At 29.6% G+C, this 19,618-nt stretch carries 20 protein-coding genes; 16 read left to right on the top strand and 4 right to left on the bottom strand.

Annotation, left to right across the window (positions count from 1 at the left end):
• Position 1: 1 nt before the first annotated feature.
• The 4 genes from A8C32_RS13495 (at position 2) to A8C32_RS20355 (ending at position 2,596) form a co-directional block, all read left to right on the top strand.
• The gene (locus A8C32_RS13495; protein WP_069830958.1) at positions 2-544 is read left to right on the top strand and encodes a hypothetical protein; all 543 of its coding nucleotides are present in this window, start codon (positions 2-4) and stop codon (positions 542-544) included.
• Positions 525-1,613: a hypothetical protein gene (locus tag A8C32_RS13500; protein WP_069830959.1), complete on the top strand. Its 1,089-nt coding sequence runs from the start codon at positions 525-527 to the stop codon at positions 1,611-1,613. The genes A8C32_RS13495 and A8C32_RS13500 overlap by 20 nt, the downstream gene beginning before the upstream one ends.
• Positions 1,614-1,626: 13 nt before the next feature.
• The gene (locus A8C32_RS13505) at positions 1,627-2,292 is read left to right on the top strand and encodes a hypothetical protein (protein ID WP_069830960.1); all 666 of its coding nucleotides are present in this window, start codon (positions 1,627-1,629) and stop codon (positions 2,290-2,292) included.
• A 112-nt stretch (positions 2,293-2,404) separates the two neighbouring features.
• A complete protein-coding gene (locus A8C32_RS20355) occupies positions 2,405-2,596 on the top strand; it encodes a hypothetical protein (protein WP_123803430.1) in 192 nt (63 codons plus the stop codon).
• 41 nt (positions 2,597-2,637) lie between these two features.
• On the opposite strand, the gene A8C32_RS13510 is transcribed toward A8C32_RS20355, so the two are convergent.
• Positions 2,638-3,792 carry a DNA polymerase III subunit gene (locus tag A8C32_RS13510; RefSeq protein ID WP_069830961.1) on the bottom strand — a complete coding sequence of 385 codons (1,155 nt, stop codon included), beginning with the start codon at positions 3,790-3,792 and terminating at the stop codon, positions 2,638-2,640.
• 154 nt (positions 3,793-3,946) lie between these two features.
• On the opposite strand from A8C32_RS13510, the gene A8C32_RS13515 reads away from it, so the two are divergent.
• Together A8C32_RS13515 and A8C32_RS13520 are read left to right on the top strand one after the other, a co-directional pair.
• A complete protein-coding gene (locus tag A8C32_RS13515) occupies positions 3,947-5,020 on the top strand; it encodes a DUF2652 domain-containing protein (protein WP_069830962.1) in 1,074 nt (357 codons plus the stop codon).
• A gap of 123 nt (positions 5,021-5,143) precedes the next feature.
• Entirely contained in the window at positions 5,144-6,331 is a 1,188-nt protein-coding gene (locus A8C32_RS13520) for a phosphoglycerate kinase (protein WP_069831073.1), read from the top strand.
• On the opposite strand, the gene A8C32_RS13525 is transcribed toward A8C32_RS13520, so the two are convergent.
• A complete protein-coding gene (locus tag A8C32_RS13525; RefSeq protein WP_069830963.1) occupies positions 6,332-6,613 on the bottom strand; it encodes a hypothetical protein in 282 nt (93 codons plus the stop codon).
• 288 nt (positions 6,614-6,901) lie between these two features.
• Positions 6,902-7,039: a hypothetical protein gene (locus tag A8C32_RS20715; protein WP_165605844.1), complete on the bottom strand. Its 138-nt coding sequence runs from the start codon at positions 7,037-7,039 to the stop codon at positions 6,902-6,904.
• A 112-nt stretch (positions 7,040-7,151) separates the two neighbouring features.
• On the opposite strand from A8C32_RS20715, the gene A8C32_RS13530 reads away from it, so the two are divergent.
• Complete coding sequence (locus A8C32_RS13530) at positions 7,152-8,702, top strand: LysM peptidoglycan-binding domain-containing protein (RefSeq protein ID WP_069830964.1); 1,551 nt, start codon at positions 7,152-7,154, stop codon at positions 8,700-8,702.
• Positions 8,703-8,722: 20 nt separating this feature from the next.
• Positions 8,723-9,703: a DUF4837 family protein gene (locus tag A8C32_RS13535; protein WP_069830965.1), complete on the top strand. Its 981-nt coding sequence runs from the start codon at positions 8,723-8,725 to the stop codon at positions 9,701-9,703.
• 67 nt (positions 9,704-9,770) lie between these two features.
• On the opposite strand, the gene A8C32_RS13540 is transcribed toward A8C32_RS13535, so the two are convergent.
• Positions 9,771-9,959, bottom strand: coding sequence for a Sec-independent protein translocase subunit TatA/TatB (locus tag A8C32_RS13540; RefSeq protein ID WP_069830966.1), 189 nt, complete (start codon positions 9,957-9,959; stop codon positions 9,771-9,773).
• A 118-nt stretch (positions 9,960-10,077) separates the two neighbouring features.
• On the opposite strand from A8C32_RS13540, the gene A8C32_RS13545 reads away from it, so the two are divergent.
• From A8C32_RS13545 to rfbA, 8 genes are all read left to right on the top strand, one after another.
• Positions 10,078-10,950: a M23 family metallopeptidase gene (locus A8C32_RS13545; RefSeq protein ID WP_069830967.1), complete on the top strand. Its 873-nt coding sequence runs from the start codon at positions 10,078-10,080 to the stop codon at positions 10,948-10,950.
• Entirely contained in the window at positions 10,950-12,443 is a 1,494-nt protein-coding gene (locus A8C32_RS13550; protein WP_069830968.1) for a GH3 auxin-responsive promoter family protein, read from the top strand. The genes A8C32_RS13545 and A8C32_RS13550 overlap by 1 nt, the downstream gene beginning before the upstream one ends.
• A 134-nt stretch (positions 12,444-12,577) precedes the next feature.
• On the top strand, positions 12,578-13,696 hold the full coding sequence (gene gmd, locus A8C32_RS13555; RefSeq protein WP_069830969.1) for a GDP-mannose 4,6-dehydratase: 1,119 nt from the start codon (positions 12,578-12,580) through the stop codon (positions 13,694-13,696).
• Between the two features lie 4 nt (positions 13,697-13,700).
• The gene (locus A8C32_RS13560) at positions 13,701-14,747 is read left to right on the top strand and encodes a GDP-L-fucose synthase family protein (RefSeq protein ID WP_069830970.1); all 1,047 of its coding nucleotides are present in this window, start codon (positions 13,701-13,703) and stop codon (positions 14,745-14,747) included.
• A 153-nt stretch (positions 14,748-14,900) separates the two neighbouring features.
• Entirely contained in the window at positions 14,901-16,589 is a 1,689-nt protein-coding gene (locus tag A8C32_RS13565) for a DUF6909 family protein (RefSeq protein WP_069830971.1), read from the top strand.
• A gap of 9 nt (positions 16,590-16,598) precedes the next feature.
• On the top strand, positions 16,599-17,666 hold the full coding sequence (locus A8C32_RS13570) for a hypothetical protein (RefSeq protein WP_069830972.1): 1,068 nt from the start codon (positions 16,599-16,601) through the stop codon (positions 17,664-17,666).
• A 25-nt stretch (positions 17,667-17,691) separates the two neighbouring features.
• Positions 17,692-18,750 (top strand): dTDP-glucose 4,6-dehydratase, encoded by a 1,059-nt coding sequence (rfbB, locus tag A8C32_RS13575; protein ID WP_069830973.1) that lies wholly within the window; start codon positions 17,692-17,694, stop codon positions 18,748-18,750.
• A 3-nt stretch (positions 18,751-18,753) separates the two neighbouring features.
• Entirely contained in the window at positions 18,754-19,617 is an 864-nt protein-coding gene (gene rfbA, locus A8C32_RS13580) for a glucose-1-phosphate thymidylyltransferase RfbA (protein WP_069830974.1), read from the top strand.
• Position 19,618 lies beyond the last annotated feature (1 nt).

Consider the following 19,618-nt stretch of genomic DNA (forward strand, 5'->3'; position numbering starts at 1 on the left):
GATGGATGAATTAGAAAAATATATAGTACATCATAGAGATAAGTTCGATGATCGTAAAATGGATGAGTCAGATAAACTTAACCTTTGGAGTCATATTGCTGGAGAATTATCAGAACCTCCTATAAAAGTAATTCCTTTATGGAGAAAATCAATATTTAGAGTAGCAGCTAGTATAGTTATTTTATTGGGTTGTACATTTTCTTTCTTTATGATTAATGGGCAAAATTTAGAAAACCAGATAGTTAATGAAGAACTTTCAGACATTGACAATCATTATAGATTACTTGTAAATAATCAAATAGAGCTTATAAAAAAACATTCAAATCTATCTAAAGAAGATCAAGCCGATTTTCTCCTTTTAATAGATGATTTAGATGAAGAATATCAAAAATTAAAAGAAGACCTTAAGCAAGGTATAAACAACAAAAAAATTGTTGAAGCTATAATCAATAATTATAGGAAAAAAATAAAATTAATGGAAGATTTATTAGAACGATCATATCCAACTAAAAATAATTTTGAAGATGAAGCATTCATTTTGTAAAACCATTATTTATAGTGTTTTTGTTTTGCTTTCATATTATGTATTAGGGCAAAATAAAATAAGTAAGCAAGTAGAGAAAACATATCCTTTAACTAACAAAGGTGCTTTGTATTTAGACAATAAATACGGAAATGTTTTTATTAATGGTTGGGATAAAAACACTATTAAAATACTAGTAAATATACAGGTAAAAGGTAAAGATTTAGATAAAGCAAAGGATTATTTAAATCGCATTAAACCCAATATAATAGCAACTAACACTCAAATTATAATTAAATCAGAAATAGTAGAAAAGGAAACTAGTTTTTTTAACAAGTATGTGAATAAAATAGACCCTTTTAAAAACGAAAAAGCGAATACAGATATAGATTATACTGTTTACTTACCCAAAGCCGTAGAAGTTGAAGTTTATAATAAATATGGAGATATAATTATATCAGACTGGAACGGAAAATTAAAAGCAGATGTAGAACATGGCGATTTAAGAATAACAGACAGTATTACAAATTCTAAAATAGCTATTAAATACGGAAAATTAAGAGCGAATACTCTATATAAAACAAGTGTTCTAGCTAAAGGAGCATCGTTATCAATAAGCAACGTAAATACTTTAAAGCTAGATTCTAATGGATCTGAAATTAGTTTAGACAATATAAATCAATTAGAACTAAATTCTAATAAAGATAATCTAGAAATAAATAGAATAAATAATGTTTTTGGAAAAATAAAATACTCCAAAGTTATTTTAAATAATGTTATGAGTAAGATTCATTTAGATCTTAATTTGGCAGAACTAAGAATTTTGAAAATAAACACAGAAACCCCAGTATTTAAAGTTCATCAAAAAACATCAGAAGTCTATATAAATATTTCTAAATCACATTTTAATTTCAATGCACAACTAGAACAAGGGGTTTTAAGAATACCAAAAACAATGTATGATATTGATAGTAAAATTTTAGACGAAAAAAATAAAATTAGACACATTAGTGCTAATTATGGAAATAAAAATAAAGGCATTCTTGACCTAACCGGCTATAAAGGAATTATCATTTTAAAAGAATTATAAAATCAACCACAAAATGAAAAGAATATTAGCTACAGCATTATTTTTCATAACTGTTTACACACTTACAGCACAAGTAGAAGAAACAAACGATTATGTGCAATTTGACGATAGAAAGAATGTAGTACACGGTGTATATTTGGGCTTTAATTTACATTATGGAAGCGTAGATAAACGAGGAGCTGTATTTGGAAATTTTAAACTTGCTTATGTTGCTAATCAACAAATAGAAGTAGGTTTGGGGCTTACAGGTTTTTTTAGTGAAGAAAATAACGATAGACCAGATCTTTTTAACGGTGATAAAGTAGCTTTAATAGGAGGTTATGGCGGAATACATGTAGAACCTATTTTGTTTGGTAAACGTTTTATAAGCGTTTCCTTCCCTTTGTTAGTTGGTGGAGGTGTAGTTGGCTATTTTGGAAATAGCTTTACAGATGAATATGACGATATAAAAGATGAAGATTTCGATGATATTTTTGTTGTAGAACCAGGAATTAATATTCTATATAATTTTTCAAGATACACACAATTAGAAACAGGTATTAAATATAGGTTTACTAGTGACTATAATCTATTGCCCTATAGAAAAGGAAACCTTAATGGCTTTACAATAGGAGCAGGTTTAAAAATTGGAATCTTTAACATGGGTAGAAAGAAAAAAATAAAGGATAATTTTAATTAGAAAATAACTTAAAAATAACAGTTACAGTCATTTCGACGAAAGGAGAAATCACATTAAATAACTGTTTTCAATTTTTTAATGTAAACGATGTCTTAAATATATAAAAAACGCAATGCACCCAATTTTAATACTATCAATAATCATTTTGGCCTTTTGGTCTGTTATTACAACTTTTAAAGCTATTTACCTTATTCTAACAAAAGAATTTAGAGGAGATAAAATAAGTTGGATTCTCATTGTTATGATTGGCTTTATTGGTCCAATATTATGGATTACTAAAGGAAGAAAACTTGTTTTTAACTAAAACCTTAGTATACAATAAAACCCAAAAATAGTACTTAAATACTAATTCGCTTTTTTATGCAGTAATCTCGTCAACTTTATAGATAAATCTGTTAAAATAATTTTTGAGTTTCCATTACGCTCAATATGGTAAATAGCATCTTGTAATTCGTCACTAATTTCTAAAACATTATTACCATGAACATAAGGTGCGAAATTTTCAAGTTTAAACTTTTCGGTTTTAGGCTCAAAAAACACCAAATCTGTAGCGTTATAATTTAGTAATAAAGCCTGTCTAAAAAAGTCTAAACAAAAGTGTAAAAATTGCTTTTGGGTTTCACGACCCGTTTTAGCAATATCCTCACTCCAAGAAATAAGATCCAGAATAGCTGCTTTGTTACCTTTAGCTTTAAAAGCACTTCTAATCCAGAAAATAAACCATTCTTCAAACTGCGAATCTTCGGTATCCTGATACACTAAATCACAAGCCTTGTTGTAATTTCCGTTAGATTGATGTGCTATTTTAGTAGCAACAGAAGCTTCTAAACCATATTTTTTAATTAAAGACTCTTTTATAACATCTTCAGCTAAAGGAGGAAAATGTAATACTTGACAACGAGAGCGTATGGTATTAATAATTTGTTCTTCATCTTCAGCAATTAAAAGAAAAACAGTGTTATTTGGAGGCTCTTCAATAAGCTTTAAAAGCTTATTAGCAGAAGCAATATTCATTTTTTCAGCCATCCAAATAAGCATCACTTTATAACCACCTTCGTAAGATTTTAAAGTAAGTGATTTTACGATATTTAGAGCTTCATCAACACCAATTTGTCCTTGCTTGTTATCAACACCAAGTAGTTTGTACCAGTCAAATAAATTCCCATAAGGCTGTTCATTTAAAAGTTGGCGCCATTCCTCTAAATAATTACTAGAAACAGGATGACTTTTAGCTTTATCACTAGTAGTAACAGGAAAAGCAAAATGCAAATCGGGGTGCGAAAAGTTTTTAAACTTTAGGTTGCAAGATTCATTACCCGAATTGTTCTCTCCATTAATGTTAGAACACAAAATATACTGTGCATAAGCAAGAGCCATGGGAAGTGTTCCCGATCCTTCGGGACCAACAAATAATTGAGCGTGTGGAATCCTACCATTATCAACACTTTGTGTTAAATGGTTTTTTATATGTTCTTGACCTAAGATTTCTGAGAAAAGCATCTAGCAAATATAGTTTATGTTTTTTGAACTCATCTTGATTTTTTGGTTTTAACCAGAAATGAAAAGACAAGATAAATTCTTTAACATTATCTTGTAACAAATAAAAGACAAATCGACTTATTTTTATAATTAATAAAATAATTTTTGATAAAAAATGATTCAAAACGCTATTCTTTTTATCCCTGATATTTCAGGATTCACAGAGTTTGTTCATCATACAGCTATTAACCATAGTCGCCATATTATTTCTGAACTGCTAGAACTATTAATTGATAGTAACCAAATGGGATTAGAATTAGCAGAAGTTGAAGGCGATGCCTTATTTTTATATAAAATAGATAATAAAGTAAATGTTTCTGTTATAGAACAACAAATAAATACAATGTATCTGGCGTTTCATTCACATTTAAAACGCTACGAATACCAACGTATTTGTCATTGCGGTGCATGTTCTTCGGCATATAACTTAAAAATAAAATTTGTTGTACACTATGGAGAAATAGAATTTATAAAAGTTAAAGATTCTAAAAAACCATATGGTAGTCACGTTATTCAAGTACATCGTTTATTAAAAAACGAGGTGCCTTTGGATGAGTATGCGCTTTTTACAGAAGAAGTTTTGCCTTTAAACGAAAAACAACCACAGCAATTAACTGCAAAATATGATTTTGGAGATATCAGTTTTACCTATAATGCACTAGATCACTTAAAAAATAACCTGCCAGAAATAAACCCTATTCCAGACGATATACCAAAGCATAAACTATTTGATGAGACAGAAATTGTAAAAATATCAGCTTTAGATTTATATGAAGTGATTAGTAATTTTGATTATAGATTACTTTGGGTTAAAGGGGTTGAAAAGATAGAATATGAAAAAAACAAGGTAAATCGTGCCAGTATAAAACATAAATGTTTGATTAATAAAAATCAAGAAGTAGAACAAACTACAGTTTCCAAAGCAGTAAATAAAAGCCAATTAGTGTATGGAGAATCAACAAGTAATGTTCCGTTTACAAAACGTATGAATAGTTATTTTGTTTTAGAAGAAATCAAAGAAGGCTATACAAAACTAAATATTGAAGTTTTTGCAGATTTTAAATCATTAGGAATACTAATGAAACCTCTATTAAAAAAGAATCTTAAAAAAAACATCTCTGAAAATATTAAAGAGCTTATTATACTCATAGACTCTGGATTTACTATAAAAAGCCAAGAAGAGAAATAGTTTTTCTAAAAATGTTTAACACTTCAAACGTTTTCGTAAAAAACACGTTTTAAATGGCTCTTTAATTAGCTACATTTGTAAATCAAATAGTTGAAAACGATAAAAAATAATAAAAACAAACAAATGAAAACGCTTAACGATTTTAATTTCGAAAATAAAAAAGCACTAATTCGTGTAGATTTTAATGTGCCTTTAAACGAAAAGTTTGAAGTGACTGATGCTACTAGAATTGTATCAGCTAAACCAACAATTATTAAGATTTTAGAAGACGGAGGAAGCTGTATTTTAATGTCGCATTTAGGGAGACCAAAAGGTGTTGAAGAAGCGTTTTCTTTACGTCATATCGCTGCAAAAGTTGAAGATGTTTTAGGTGTTGAGGTTAAGTTTGTAAACCAATGTGTTGGAGAAACTGCAGAAGCAGCAGCAGCAAGTTTAGAGCCAGGTCAAATTTTATTATTAGAAAACTTACGTTTCCATAAAGAAGAAACAGCAGGAGATGTAACTTTTGCAGAACAACTTTCTAAACTAGGAGATATTTATGTGAATGATGCTTTTGGTACAGCACACAGAGCACATGCTTCAACAACTATTGTTGCTCAGTTTTTTGAAGATAAAAAGTGTTTTGGTAGTTTATTAGCACAAGAAATAGAAAGTATTTCAAAAGTAATGGAAACTGGAGAAAAACCAGTTTTAGCAGTACTAGGAGGAGCAAAAGTATCTTCAAAAATTACGATTATAGAAAACATTCTTGATAAAGTAGATCACCTTATAATTGGAGGAGGTATGTCATTTACTTTTGTTAAAGCTCAAGGCGGAAAAATTGGAAATTCTATTTGCGAAGATGATAAAATGGAATTGGCTTTAGATATTTTAAAACAAGCTAAAGCTAAAAATGTCCAAGTACACATACCAGTTGATGTTATTGCTGCAGACGATTTTAGTAACGATGCCAATACGCAAGTTTTAGATATTAATGAGATTCCAGATGGTTGGGAAGGTGTCGATGCTGGACCTAAATCTAGAGAAAATTTTCATGATGTAGTTATGCAATGTAAAACAATACTTTGGAATGGACCATTAGGTGTTTTTGAAATGGAAAGTTTTGCTAACGGAACTATTGAATTAGGAAACTCAATCGCAGAAGCAACTAAAAACGGAGCGTTCTCTTTAGTAGGAGGAGGAGATTCTGTAGCTGCTGTAAAACAGTTTGGTTTCGAAGAAAAAGTAAGTTATGTAAGTACAGGAGGAGGCGCTATGCTTGAAAGCTTAGAAGGTAAAACATTACCAGGTATTGCTGCTATTTTAAAATAATTAGCAACCGCCAGACCAATGTATTAAGGTGTAATCACCTAAAATAGTAATTGTAAAACCGCAACCAACATCGTCTCTTTCTACAACGATTGTTGGTAGCGGTTTTTTGTAATATGTTACATTAAAATCTTTATAACTAGGACAAAAAATAGTACCTAATGTAAATGCTTGTAAAATATTTAGTTTATTGGGTATACTTAAATCTTCAGTACCGCCACCTTCTCCATTCCAAAACGTGTAAGTAACACCACCATTTTTATAAGATATTTGCCCAGATTTCATACAGCTACTAGGTTCATTGTCGTTTTCACAACCTTCATATTTCTCATATACTATGGTTTGAGTTTCAGTAAAAAGACGATCTAAATAAAACGTTAAATTTGTGCTAGATATGTTTAGAGGTGGTGTATTAGATAAATAACCAGCAAATGCATATCCAGTTTGGTTTTTATAGCTTATTTCAACCCAATTATCAGTATATTCAAAACCAGAGAATTCACTAACAGTAATTACTTCAGATGTTTTAGAAATAAAAGAAACACTTTTGCCGTATGGTATTATAGTTAATTTTTAAGCATTTTTATTAGGTGCATTTCTTAAACTTAAACCACTTTTTGCCCACACATAATAAGGAAGGGTTTTAACTTCTTGAGCTAATAAAAATTTAACACTAAATAAGCAAATAAATGAAAGAGCTAGATACTTCATAATCAATTCAAATTTGAAATAAAGGTAAGTTTTAAGTGTGGATAATTTCAGTATTCAATAAAAAAACGCGATTTTAGCCATAATATCGTTTAATAACGACTCAATAGATTTTATGACATTTCGATTTTTTATACCTGTATTACTTCTAAATATTGGAATTGGTTTTTCACAAGAACGAGACACAATTCCATCTCAAAACCAACAAATTAAAGACTCTTTAATTGATAGAACGGTTAAATCTGTTAAAGCAATTCAATTTGAAGGAGATAGTACTTCTATTAAAAATTTAAAAGATAATGAGTTTGCTGCTAAACTAGATGAAAAATGGTTTAAAGAACTATATGACAATGCATTGTTTGATACTATTTATAAATCTGTAACAGAATTAAAATTTAATCCAGTAGATTATCCAGAATTACCAACAGATACGCTTAAAGCTAGATTAAAAGAACTAGATGCAAGAACACCTTTTAATGTAGAATATAACCCTGCGCTAGAAAGTGTTATAAAATCGTATTTAAAAAATAGGAGAAAGGCCATTCAAAAACTTATAAGATTAAGTGCTTTTTACTTTCCTATGTTTGAGCAAGAATTGGACAATTATAATATTCCTCTTGAAGTAAAATATTTAGCAATAGTAGAATCTGCATTAAAACCAAGGGCAAAATCTAGAGTAGGAGCAACTGGTTTGTGGCAATTTATGTTTAGTACAGGTAAAATGTATGGTTTAGATGTAAGTAGTTATGTTGATGAGCGAAGTGATCTTATAAAATCTACAGAAGCAGCTTCAAAATATTTAGCAAAATTATACGAGATTTTTGGAGATTGGGATTTGGCATTAGCAGCATACAATTCAGGTCCAGGAAATGTAACAAAAGCAATAAGACGGTCGGGAGGTTATCAAAACTATTGGAATATAAGACATAATTTACCACGTGAAACAGCTGGATACTTACCAGCTTTTTTAGCTAACATGTACATTTTTGAATTTGCTGAAGCTCATGGTTTTAAAAAGTACAAGCCTGAAGTGGCTTATTTTGAGACAGACACTGTTAGAGTGAAACAAATGATAACACTTGATCAAGTCTCAGAAGTAACAGGAACTCCTGTTGAAAAGCTTCAGTTTTTAAATCCATCATATAAATTAGATATAATTCCTTTTATCAAGGATGAAAATTATACATTAAGGTTACCTATTGATGTTATTGGTGATTTTGTAAATAATGAAGATAAGATTTATGCATTTGCTAAGGCTGAGTTTGATAAAAGAGAAAAACCATTACCTCAATTTTTTAATGCACAAGATAGAGTAAGATACCGTGTGAGGTCTGGTGATTATTTAGGTAAAATATCTAGGAATTTTGGAGTTAGAGTGAGTCAAATAAAAAAATGGAATGGTTTAAGAAGTAATAATTTAAGAATAGGACAACGCTTAACTATTTATCCTAGAAAACCATATGTAGTAGCTTCTTCCGTTAAAAAATCTAAAAAAGTAAAACCTATTTCTGGAAAAGCTATAACTTATACAGTCTTAAGTGGAGACTCACTTTGGAGTATTTCACAAAAATTCCCTGGAGTTTCTGTTCAAAATATTAAAGATTGGAACGGTATTAGTAGTAATAAATTAAAACCAGGAATGAAACTTAAAATATCTAAAGGATAAATTCCTAAAAATTAAAACTTATGAGAAGATATATTCTTTTTTCGGTATTATCATTAATGATATTAACGGCTTGTGGAGATAAAAAAAAATCGAACAAAACATTTCTTCCAGACTCTTCAGGTACTATTAATAATGTATCTGTCGTTACAGAAAATGAATTTTGGAATGGTCGAGTAGGAGAAGCTATAAGAAATGTTTTAGCTAAGCCTATATATGGTTTACCGCAAGATGAACCTACATTTACTATTAGTCAAATACCACCAGCAGTTTTTTCTGATTTTGTAACAAAGAATAGAACCGTTTTAAAAATTGAAGTGAATAAAGAAGCTGGCATAAAATTTTTAAAAGATGTTTATGCAAAACCTCAAAAAGTTATAGTTATTTCTGGGAAAACTAAAGAAGACATTATTAATGTAGTTACAGAAAATGAGTCTAAAATAATTGAAGTATTTAGAAATGAGGAATTAGCAGAAAGACAACGCCAAATGGCTAAATCACCTCATAGCTTTAAAGTTATTAAAGAAACATTAGGTTTGACTGTAGATTTTGCTTCTGTTTATAGAATGGCAAAACAAACAGATAACTTTTTATGGATTAGAAAAGATATTACTACAGGAACTTCTAATTTGATGATTTATGAGCTACCTATTAATGCTATTAAAAGAAATGATAGCGTTGTAAATCAAATAATAAAAATTAGAGATTCTATAGGCAAGGTTCACATAGAAGGCCCTATAGAAGGTTCTTATATGATTACTGAAAATGCCTATACACCATTTCATGGAGAGACTGTTTTAGATAATAAACCGACTTTAGAAACAAAAGGTATTTGGGATGTTAAAAATGCACGTATGGGTGGTCCTTTTATTAATTACGCTATTGAAGATAAAATTAATAAACGTTGGATCGTTATTGAAGGTTTTGCATTTGCGCCTTCAGTTGAAAAACGAAACTATATGTTAGAGCTTGAATCTATAATTAAATCTATTAAAATAGATTAATAAAGATTTCTTATAAACATAAAAACCAGCATTCTGCTGGTTTTTATGTTTATAAATAAAATAGGTTTTATTCTTTTTTATCGTCTTTAGACTCTTCCTCTTCTTTACTAGCGTCTTTAAATTCTTTAATACCGCTACCTAATCCACGCATTAATTCTGGTATTTTTTTACCTCCAAATAAAAGCAAAACAATAACTACAATTAGTGCAATTTGCCATGGACCAATCATTCCTAAATATATACTTGATGATATCATAACTATTTCTTTTGTTACGCAAAGTTAATAATTAAAGTTTAATAAAGTCGTTTTAAGAATAACTTTAGCATGTAGAGAGTCAAGTCTTGTGATAATTTTATTTAATTTTGTTTTCAACATGAAAAAAGAGAAAAAAGAATCTAAAAAAATAAAACGTAAATTACTCGATAAATATCGATTGGTTATACTTAATGAAAACACATTTGAAGAGCGTCTTTCATTCAAGTTAAACAGATTAAATGTTTTTGTGTTTGGTTCATTATTGTCCATATTTTTAATCACTTTAACATACTTATTGATTGCGTTTACACCGCTTAGAGAGTATATTCCAGGGTATTCATCGACAGCTTTAAAAAAGAAAGCCATGTTTTTAAATTATACGGCAGATTCTTTACAACAAAAGGTCGATTATAACCAACGCTATTACGAGTCCATAAAAAAAGTGCTAGAAGGCGAGGCTAATGAAGTTGATTTTAATAAGGACTCTATAATTAAAGCAGTGAAATTAGAAGCCAGTGAGGTCGATTTAAAACCGATAGCAGAAGACTCTCTTTTAAGAGAGAAAGTGGATAAGGAAGACAAATATAATTTGTTTGAATCTGCTACATCGTCAACAAATTTTGTGCTATTTCCACCAGTAAGTGGAGGAACAATTAGTGAGTCGTATAATGCAAAAGAGAAACATTACGCAGTAGATATTGTGGTAGCAAAAGACACACCTATAAAAGCGACAGCAGATGGAGTAGTTATTTTTTCAGAATGGACAGCCAATACAGGTTACGTTATAATTATTGAGCATAGTTATGGCTTAATTTCGGTTTACAAGCATAATGCTTCTTTAACAAAAGTACAGGGTGATCTAGTTAAATCTGGAGAGGTTATTGCAACTGCAGGAAACACAGGAGAGCTATCTACTGGTCCTCATTTGCATTTTGAACTTTGGAATGATGGTTATCCTATTAATCCAACAACTTTTATAGATTTTAAATAATGGGGTCATTAAAATCTGTTTTAGCAAAACCATTTGCTAAACGCGTTTATAAAAAAATTCAGAAATGGGCAAGAAAACCCATAGAAACACAAGAGCGTGTATTTCAAGATTTGATAGTACAAGCTACAAGCACAGAGTTTGGAAAAGACCATGACTTTGTAAGTATAAATAACTATGATGATTTTGTTAAACGTGTACCAGTAAGAGATTATGAAGCGCTTAAACCTTATGTAGAAAAGGTTGTAGCCGGAGAAGAGGATATTCTTTGGAAAGGCAAACCTATTTATTTTGCTAAAACCTCAGGAACTACATCTGGATCTAAATATATTCCTATTACCAAAGAAAGTATGCCTAGTCATATTGAGGCTGCAAGGAATGCTATTTTAATGTATATTCATGAAACAGGAAATAGTAAATTTGTTGATGGAAAAATGATTTTTTTACAAGGTAGCCCTATCCTTAATGAACAAAATGGTGTTCAATTAGGTCGTTTATCAGGTATTGTAGCTCATTATGTACCTAAATATCTTCAAAAAAATAGATTGCCTTCATGGGAGACAAATTGTATTGATGATTGGGAAACTAAAGTAGATGCTATAGTTGAAGAGACCCTACCAGAGAATATGACTATTATTTCTGGAATTCCATCTTGGGTTCAAATGTATTTTGAAAAACTCCAGGAAAAAACAGGTAAAAAAGTAGGTGCTATTTTTAAAAATTTCAATCTATTCATTTTTGGAGGGGTTAATTATGAACCTTATCGAGCTAAGTTTGAAAATTTAATAGGAAGAAAAGTAGATAGTATAGAACTATACCCAGCTAGTGAAGGTTTTTTTGCCTTTCAAGATAAACAAGATGAAAAAGGGATGCTGCTTCAGTTAAACTCGGGTATTTTTTATGAATTCATAAAAGCAGATGAGTTTTTTAATGAAAACCCTAAACGAATTACCATTAAAGATGTTGAGGTCGATGTAAATTATGTCATGATTATTTCTACTAATGCAGGGCTTTGGGCATATAATATTGGAGATACAGTTCAGTTTACTTCAACAAAACCTTATCGTGTTATAGTTTCAGGTAGAATAAAACACTTTATTTCGGCTTTTGGAGAACATGTTATTGGTAAAGAAGTAGAACAAGCTATACAAGAAGCGCTTTTAAATTCAACAGCAAGTGTCTCAGAGTTTACTGTGGCTCCACAAATAAACCCTAAAGAAGGTTTGCCGTATCATGAATGGTTTATTGAGTTTGAAAATGAACCTGAAGACCTTTCAGCTTTAGCTAAAAAAATTGATGAATCTCTTCAAAAACAAAACACATATTATTTTGATTTAATTCAAGGTAAGGTATTACAACCTTTAAAAATTAATAAAGTTAAAAAATCAGGATTTCAAGAATATATGAAATCTATAGGTAAATTGGGTGGACAAAATAAATTACCTAGATTATCTAATGATAGAAAGATTGTAGAAGGCTTTTCACAAATTAATTAGGGTAAGAATTGTTTTAAAATACATGTTCTTCTTATATGTGTAGGTAAAACCTTTCAGAACCATATAGGCTTGTAGGGAAAAGTAATTGTGTTATTTTTGTTAAAAAAGAAGATATTAATATTAAATTATAAGAAATGCAAAAAAAGATAGCGTTGATTACTGGTGTTACTGGACAAGATGGAGCTTACCTTAGTGAGTTTTTATTAAAAAAAGGTTACGAAGTTCATGGCGTTAAAAGAAGAGCATCTCTTTTTAATACCGATAGAATAGATCACTTATATCAAGACCCGCATGTAGAAGACCGTAATTTTTTCCTTCATTATGGAGACCTTACAGATAGTACTAATTTAACAAGAATTATTCAAGAAGTTCAACCAGATGAGATATATAATTTAGCAGCAATGAGCCATGTTCATGTATCCTTTGAGATGGCAGAATATACCGCTAATGCAGATGGTATAGGAACATTAAGAGTTTTAGAAGCGGTTAGGCTTTTAGGTCTTGAGAAGAAAACAAGAATTTATCAAGCATCAACTTCAGAGCTTTATGGTAAAGTTCAAGAAGTTCCTCAAACAGAAACAACACCTTTTTATCCTAGAAGCCCATATGCTGTTGCAAAAATGTATGCATATTGGATAACTGTTAATTATAGAGAAGCCTACGGGATGTATGCTTGCAATGGTATTTTGTTTAATCATGAATCTCCCATTAGAGGAGAAACTTTTGTTACACGTAAAATTACTAGAGCGACTTCAAAAATAGCTTTAGGACTTCAAGATAAAGTGTTTTTAGGGAATTTAGATGCTAAAAGAGATTGGGGCCATGCTAAAGATTATGTTCGAATGATGTGGATGATTCTTCAAGCAGATGAAGCAGAAGATTGGGTGATTGCAACAGGTAAAACAACATCGGTTAGAGATTTTGTTAGAATGTGTTTTTCGCATATTGGTGTTGAATTAGAGTTTAAGGGAGAAGGAGTTAATGAAAAAGGATATATAAAGGCATGTAATAATCCAAAATATAATATTGAAATAGGAAAAGAAGTTATTGCTATTGATGAAAAATATTATAGACCAACAGAAGTTGATTTGCTTATTGGAGATGCTACTAAAGCTAAAGAAAAATTAGGGTGGATACCAGAATATAATTTACAAGATTTGGTGGATGATATGATGAGTAGTGATATAAAACTCATGAAAAAAGAACAATTTCTTCAAGAAGGAGGCTATAGAATAAAAAACTATTTTGAATAGTGTTATGAATAAAGATTCTAAAATATATGTTGCTGGTCATAGAGGGCTTGTAGGAAGTGCTATTCTTGAAAACCTTAAAAAAAAAGGCTATTCAAACATTATTACCAAAACACATAAAGAGTTAGATTTAACAAAACAAATAGATGTAGCTAATTTTTTTGATAGAGAAAAACCTGAATATGTAATTTTAGCAGCAGCTAAAGTAGGAGGTATAGTAGCAAATAATACCTATAGAGCTGAATTTATTTATGAAAATATGATGATTCAGAATAATGTGATTCATCAAAGTTATTTAAGTAAAGTCAATAAATTATTGTTTTTAGGAAGTACTTGTATTTATCCTAAAAATACGACTCAACCAATGAAAGAGGAGTATCTATTAACAAATACTTTAGAGTACACTAATGAGCCCTATGCTATTGCAAAAATAGCTGGTATAAAAATGTGTGAGAGTTATAATTTACAATATGGCACTAATTTTATATCGGTAATGCCAACTAATTTATATGGACCGAATGATAATTTCGATTTGGAAAAGTCTCATGTATTACCAGCATTGATTAGAAAAATTTATTTAGCAAAATTACTATCAGAATCAAAAGAAGACGATGTAATTAAAGATTTAAATTTAAGCTCAATAGAAGAAGCTAAAAAATATTTAGAGAAGTTTGGCGTAACAAAAGATAGTGTGGAAATTTGGGGAACAGGAAAACCTATGCGTGAGTTTTTGTGGAGTGAAGATATGGCAGAGGCATGCGTTTTTATTATGGAAAACAGAAACTTTAAAGATACTTATTCAGAATCACAAAAAGAGATTATAAATACACATATTAATATTGGTTCAGGTAAAGATATTTCAATAAAAGATTTAGCAGAAAACATTAAAGATATAATCGGTTTTAAGGGAGACCTTGTATTTAATACAGAAAAACCAGACGGAACAATGCGTAAATTAACAGATGTTTCAAAGCTGAATAATTTAGGGTGGAATCATAAAGTTGAAATAAATGAGGGGATAAAAAAACTTTATAAATGGTATCTTAATAATTAAAAAAATCAGGGTTTTAAAAATAAATGAAGTCCATAGGAAAATTTAGAAAAGTAAATAAGTTATTAAACCTACCTAGGCGATAGAAAAGATTATTGAAGTTTTATCTCATATTAATTAAGTCAAATAATATATCTTTGGCAAGATATATAAGCTATGAATAGTAAAAAACATTATGAAAGAACGAGGGCTCAAGAGAGCTCTAATGCTATAGAGAGGATGTACGTTACTATGCGTCATTTGTTTAATAGAGGGTTTTATAAACCCATGGGTATTTCTGGAGAAACATTAATAGAGTCCTTATTGCTTTTACGTCCAGAAATATATGGATCTATTGGAGAAGAAAAGGCAGAATTAGAAGGCTTGCTTTATGTTATTGATAGGCTTCCCATTGGAATTGAAGAATGTTCCTTTATTAATTTGACAAGTGACGAAGGTTACTCGAATTCTCATTTTAAGCCTTTAATACCTAAAAAAAGACGACGTAATTGTTATAGAATAGATGATGAACAGATGAATATTGAGATTACTCGGGGTCGTTCTGAAATCTATGATATTTTAACACATCTTACATTTCTTTTTATTGAATCACATAAAATAAGTAAACGCGTTTTAATTGATGAAGAAGGTTCTACTACTAGGGATTGGATGAAACTTGAAAAAGTGGTTTTATCAAAAAAGAAACTTACTCAAGAAGAACGAGAAGTAGCAATTACCCATACAGCTAATATTTTAGGAAGAACCTTTAATGAGTTAACAGAAGTTTATAATGAGTTTGCTATACCTACACAGCCAGAAAGGTTACTTCATATTGTATATTGGTTAAGTAAATTAGCTATAGAAGAAGAGGTTAATCATGTTAAAAGAACGATTACTTTTAGTTCTATTTTAAGAGATCAGATAGGACATCATATACATGGTGAAATTTGGGCAGATAAAGTAAAAGGAATACTATATGAAAATGATTTTCTGGAAAGACCAATTCATATAATTAGTGCCAACATGCATAGCGTTATGAACACGCTTTTTGCTTCTAATGCTTTAAAGCAAAATAGATCTAAAAAAGATGTTTTTGAAGTATATGAATCTTTGAGTAATAGAGAAAATGAAGGATTACGAAATAAGGTAAAAAAAGAAGCGTTACAAAAAGGCATGATTTATATCAAAGATAAATCGGGAGCCAATATAGATGTTCAAGTTTTTGATACTACTAAAATAGATATTGCTAAAACAGATATTAAAATAAACGAAACTGTTTTAAAACAAAAAAAACCTATTATATTGGTCATGGATTATGCTTTTGGAGAACAAGCATACGAAACTATTGATGAGTTACTTAAGCCATATAATATACAAGGAAAACAGATTCATTTAAACGTAGAGTCTGTATCTATTATGGGTAAAGCAGGTATATTAGAAGGAGATAAAGGAGATATTATGATACCGTCGGCGCATATTTTTGAGGGAACTGCGGATAATTATCCTTTTAAAAATGAACTTAAAAAAGAAGATTTAGAAGGTCAAGGCGTTGATATTTATGAAGGCTCTATGATTACTGTTTTAGGAACTTCATTGCAAAATAAAGACATTTTAAAGTTTTTTTATAATTCAACCTGGCAAGTTATAGGCTTAGAAATGGAAGGAGCACATTATCAAAAAGCAATTCAAGCAGCTTCAAAAGTTAGGGGAAGTATAAGTTCTAATGTGAAAGTAAGATATGCTTATTATGCTAGTGATAATCCTTTAAAAACAGGAGCTACATTAGCTTCTGGGGGTTTAGGGGAATCAGGTGTTAGACCAACGTATTTAATAACAAGAACGATACTAGAACAAATATTAAATTAAAATTATATTATGAGTAAAGATTTGCATCAACCACAGCAATCTGAAGAAGTAGATTTAGGACAACTTTTTAAGTTAATAGGAAGTACTTTTGACAAGTTTTTTAATTTTATAGGAGGAATATTTAAGAAAATATTTTTATCTTTTGTTTGGTTGTTATTTTTTGTTAAGAAACACATTATTAAGTTTGTAATTGCAGGTGGTATTGGATTAGTATTAGGAATTGTGTTAGAGAAAACATCAGACCCTGTTTATAAATCATACATCACAGTTAAGCAAAATTATAATACAGGAGAAAATTTATATAATACAATTGGTTATTATAATGATTTAATTAGTCAAGATATTACAACTTTAGAGAGCGTTTTGGGTATTGATGAAAATCAAGCAGCTTCTATATTAAAGTTTGATATGGAATCAGCAATTAGTGAAAACCAAAAGCTAGAGAATTTTCATTTATACATAAAAGAATTAGATACTTCTTTGGCTTCAAAAATTGATTACAAAACTTTTGTAAAAAATTCTAAAGATTATTCACATCAATTGCAACAAATTACTATAAAATCTAAAGTTAGAAATAATTTCAAAGAAGTATTTGAAAAACTTATTAATAATATTAATTCAAACCCGTATTTTAAAAGAGAGCAAGAAAAAGATTTAAAGGAGTTGAAAAATGAAGAATTAGCATTAAAGGAGGCTTTAATTAAATCGGACTCTTTGCAAAAGACGTATAAACGAGTTTTAGAAAGAAGTGTTAATAAATCAGGATCAGAAATAGGGATTACTATTGAAGGGAAAAGTGATAAAAATATAACGAGAGAGTATGATTTATATCTAAATGATTTAGATTTAAGAAAAAGATTAGTTGAAAATGAAAGAAAACAGGAAGATAAAAAGTATATTTTAGAGATGATATCAAGTAAGCAAGATAGTGGAACTATTGATACTAATAAAGAGTTTTTAGGATTGTCATTAAGTCCGAAGTTATACTATATTTTTATAATGCTTGGACTTACATTTATATTATTATTAGGAATACAGTTTATGAAGTTTTTAGAACGAATTAATAATATTGATTAAATACTAAATCTTATTTACAAAAAATATGAAGTATAATATTCCAATTTTAATAACTGGAGGTGCTGGGTTTATAGGATCTCATGTCGTAAGACTTTTTGTTGAAAAATACCCACACTATAAGATATATAATCTAGATGCACTTACTTATGCGGGTAATTTAGAAAACCTTAAGGATATTGAAAATAATTCTAATTATACATTTATCAAAGGAGACATAACTAATGAACATTTAGTGATGAGCTTATTTGAAAAATATAAGTTTGAATACGTTATACACTTAGCAGCAGAATCGCATGTAGATAGGTCTATTAAAGACCCTTTGGCGTTTGTTAAAACAAATGTTATAGGAACTATGATTCTTTTAAATGCTTTTAAGAATTTCTGGAAAAATGATTTTAGTGATAAACTTTTTTATCATGTGAGTACAGATGAAGTCTATGGTTCTTTAGGGGAAAGAGGTTTGTTTACAGAAACAACACCTTATGACCCAAATTCACCATACTCAGCATCTAAAGCAAGTTCAGATCATTTTGTAAGAGCGTACGGAGAAACCTATAAAATACCATATGTAATAACAAATTGTTCTAATAATTATGGTCAAAATCAGTTTCCTGAAAAATTAATCCCTTTATTTATTAATAATATAATAAATAATAAACCTTTGCCTGTTTATGGTAATGGAAATTATACTAGAGATTGGCTTTATGTAAAGGATCATGCAATAGCAATTGATTTAGTTTTTCATAAAGGAAAAAATAAAGAAACTTATAATATTGGAGGTTTTAATGAATGGAAAAATATTGATTTAGTAAAACTATTATGCCGTCAAATGGATAAAAAATTAGGTAGATCGGAAAATAGTTCGGAAGAGTTAATAACTTTTGTAGAAGATCGACCAGGTCATGATTTAAGATATGCTATTGATGCTTCAAAAATTAAAAGTGAACTAGGATGGATGCCATCGGTAACCTTTGAAGAAGGATTAAGTGAAACAATAGATTGGTATTTAAGCAATGAAATTTGGTTAAATAATGTGACTAATGGAGTTTATCAATCTTATTATGAAAAACAATATAATCACTAAGAGATGAAAGGAATTATATTAGCAGGAGGATCTGGTACTAGGTTACATCCATTAACGTTATCTGTAAGTAAGCAATTGATGCCTATTTATGATAAACCAATGATATATTACCCACTTTCAACACTAATGTATGCAGGTATTAAAGAAATATTAATTATTTCTACACCAAAAGATTTACCACTATTTCAAGATTTATTGGGAAATGGTGAAAAGTACGGATGTAGGTTTGAATATGCTGTTCAAGAAAACCCTAATGGTTTAGCCGAAGCTTTTATTATTGGTGAAGAGTTTATTAAAAAAGATAAAGTAGCACTAATCCTTGGAGATAATATTTTTTATGGTACAGGTTTGTCTAAACTTTTACAAGCTAATAATGATCCAAAAGGGGGTGTTATTTATGCTTATCATGTTCATGACCCAGAGAGGTATGGAGTTGTTGAGTTTAACGAAAAAGGAAAAGCTATTTCTATACAAGAAAAACCTAAGGAACCTAAATCCAATTTTGCTGTGCCAGGAATTTATTTCTATGATAATACCGTAGTTAATATTGCTAAAAACATTAAACCAAGTCATAGAGGAGAACTTGAAATTACAGATGTGAATAAAGAATATCTTAAACAAGGAAAACTTAATGTAAGTATATTAGATAGAGGAACAGCTTGGTTGGATACAGGAACGTTTCAGTCTCTAATGCAGGCATCTCAATTTGTTGAAGTAATTGAAGAACGCCAAGGTCTGAAAATTGGAGCCATAGAGGCTGCAGCATTCGAAATGGGGTATATTAATAAAAAAGAATTTAGAGTTTTAGCCGAACCTTTGCTTAAAAGTGGATATGGTAAAAATTTGTTAGGATTACTTAATAAATAAA

The organism is Flavivirga aquatica (assembly GCF_001747085.1).
Classification (GTDB): domain Bacteria; phylum Bacteroidota; class Bacteroidia; order Flavobacteriales; family Flavobacteriaceae; genus Algibacter_C; species Algibacter_C aquatica.

Bases quoted from the DNA above. Each gene is read 5' to 3' on its own strand.
- A8C32_RS13495 (WP_069830958.1), top strand. From the start codon at position 2: ATGGATGAATTAGAAAAATATATAGTACATCATAGAGATAAGTTCGAT.
- A8C32_RS13500 (WP_069830959.1), top strand. From the start codon at position 525: ATGAAGCATTCATTTTGTAAAACCATTATTTATAGTGTTTTTGTTTTG.
- A8C32_RS13505 (WP_069830960.1), top strand. From the start codon at position 1,627: ATGAAAAGAATATTAGCTACAGCATTATTTTTCATAACTGTTTACACA.
- A8C32_RS20355 (WP_123803430.1), top strand. From the start codon at position 2,405: ATGCACCCAATTTTAATACTATCAATAATCATTTTGGCCTTTTGGTCT.
- A8C32_RS13510 (WP_069830961.1), bottom strand. From the start codon at position 3,792: ATGCTTTTCTCAGAAATCTTAGGTCAAGAACATATAAAAAACCATTTA.
- A8C32_RS13515 (WP_069830962.1), top strand. From the start codon at position 3,947: ATGATTCAAAACGCTATTCTTTTTATCCCTGATATTTCAGGATTCACA.
- A8C32_RS13520 (WP_069831073.1), top strand. From the start codon at position 5,144: ATGAAAACGCTTAACGATTTTAATTTCGAAAATAAAAAAGCACTAATT.
- A8C32_RS13525 (WP_069830963.1), bottom strand. From the start codon at position 6,613: ATGAAATCTGGGCAAATATCTTATAAAAATGGTGGTGTTACTTACACG.
- A8C32_RS20715 (WP_165605844.1), bottom strand. From the start codon at position 7,039: ATGAAGTATCTAGCTCTTTCATTTATTTGCTTATTTAGTGTTAAATTT.
- A8C32_RS13530 (WP_069830964.1), top strand. From the start codon at position 7,152: ATGACATTTCGATTTTTTATACCTGTATTACTTCTAAATATTGGAATT.
- A8C32_RS13535 (WP_069830965.1), top strand. From the start codon at position 8,723: ATGAGAAGATATATTCTTTTTTCGGTATTATCATTAATGATATTAACG.
- A8C32_RS13540 (WP_069830966.1), bottom strand. From the start codon at position 9,959: ATGATATCATCAAGTATATATTTAGGAATGATTGGTCCATGGCAAATT.
- A8C32_RS13545 (WP_069830967.1), top strand. From the start codon at position 10,078: ATGAAAAAAGAGAAAAAAGAATCTAAAAAAATAAAACGTAAATTACTC.
- A8C32_RS13550 (WP_069830968.1), top strand. From the start codon at position 10,950: ATGGGGTCATTAAAATCTGTTTTAGCAAAACCATTTGCTAAACGCGTT.
- gmd (WP_069830969.1), top strand. From the start codon at position 12,578: ATGCAAAAAAAGATAGCGTTGATTACTGGTGTTACTGGACAAGATGGA.
- A8C32_RS13560 (WP_069830970.1), top strand. From the start codon at position 13,701: ATGAATAAAGATTCTAAAATATATGTTGCTGGTCATAGAGGGCTTGTA.
- A8C32_RS13565 (WP_069830971.1), top strand. From the start codon at position 14,901: ATGAATAGTAAAAAACATTATGAAAGAACGAGGGCTCAAGAGAGCTCT.
- A8C32_RS13570 (WP_069830972.1), top strand. From the start codon at position 16,599: ATGAGTAAAGATTTGCATCAACCACAGCAATCTGAAGAAGTAGATTTA.
- rfbB (WP_069830973.1), top strand. From the start codon at position 17,692: ATGAAGTATAATATTCCAATTTTAATAACTGGAGGTGCTGGGTTTATA.
- rfbA (WP_069830974.1), top strand. From the start codon at position 18,754: ATGAAAGGAATTATATTAGCAGGAGGATCTGGTACTAGGTTACATCCA.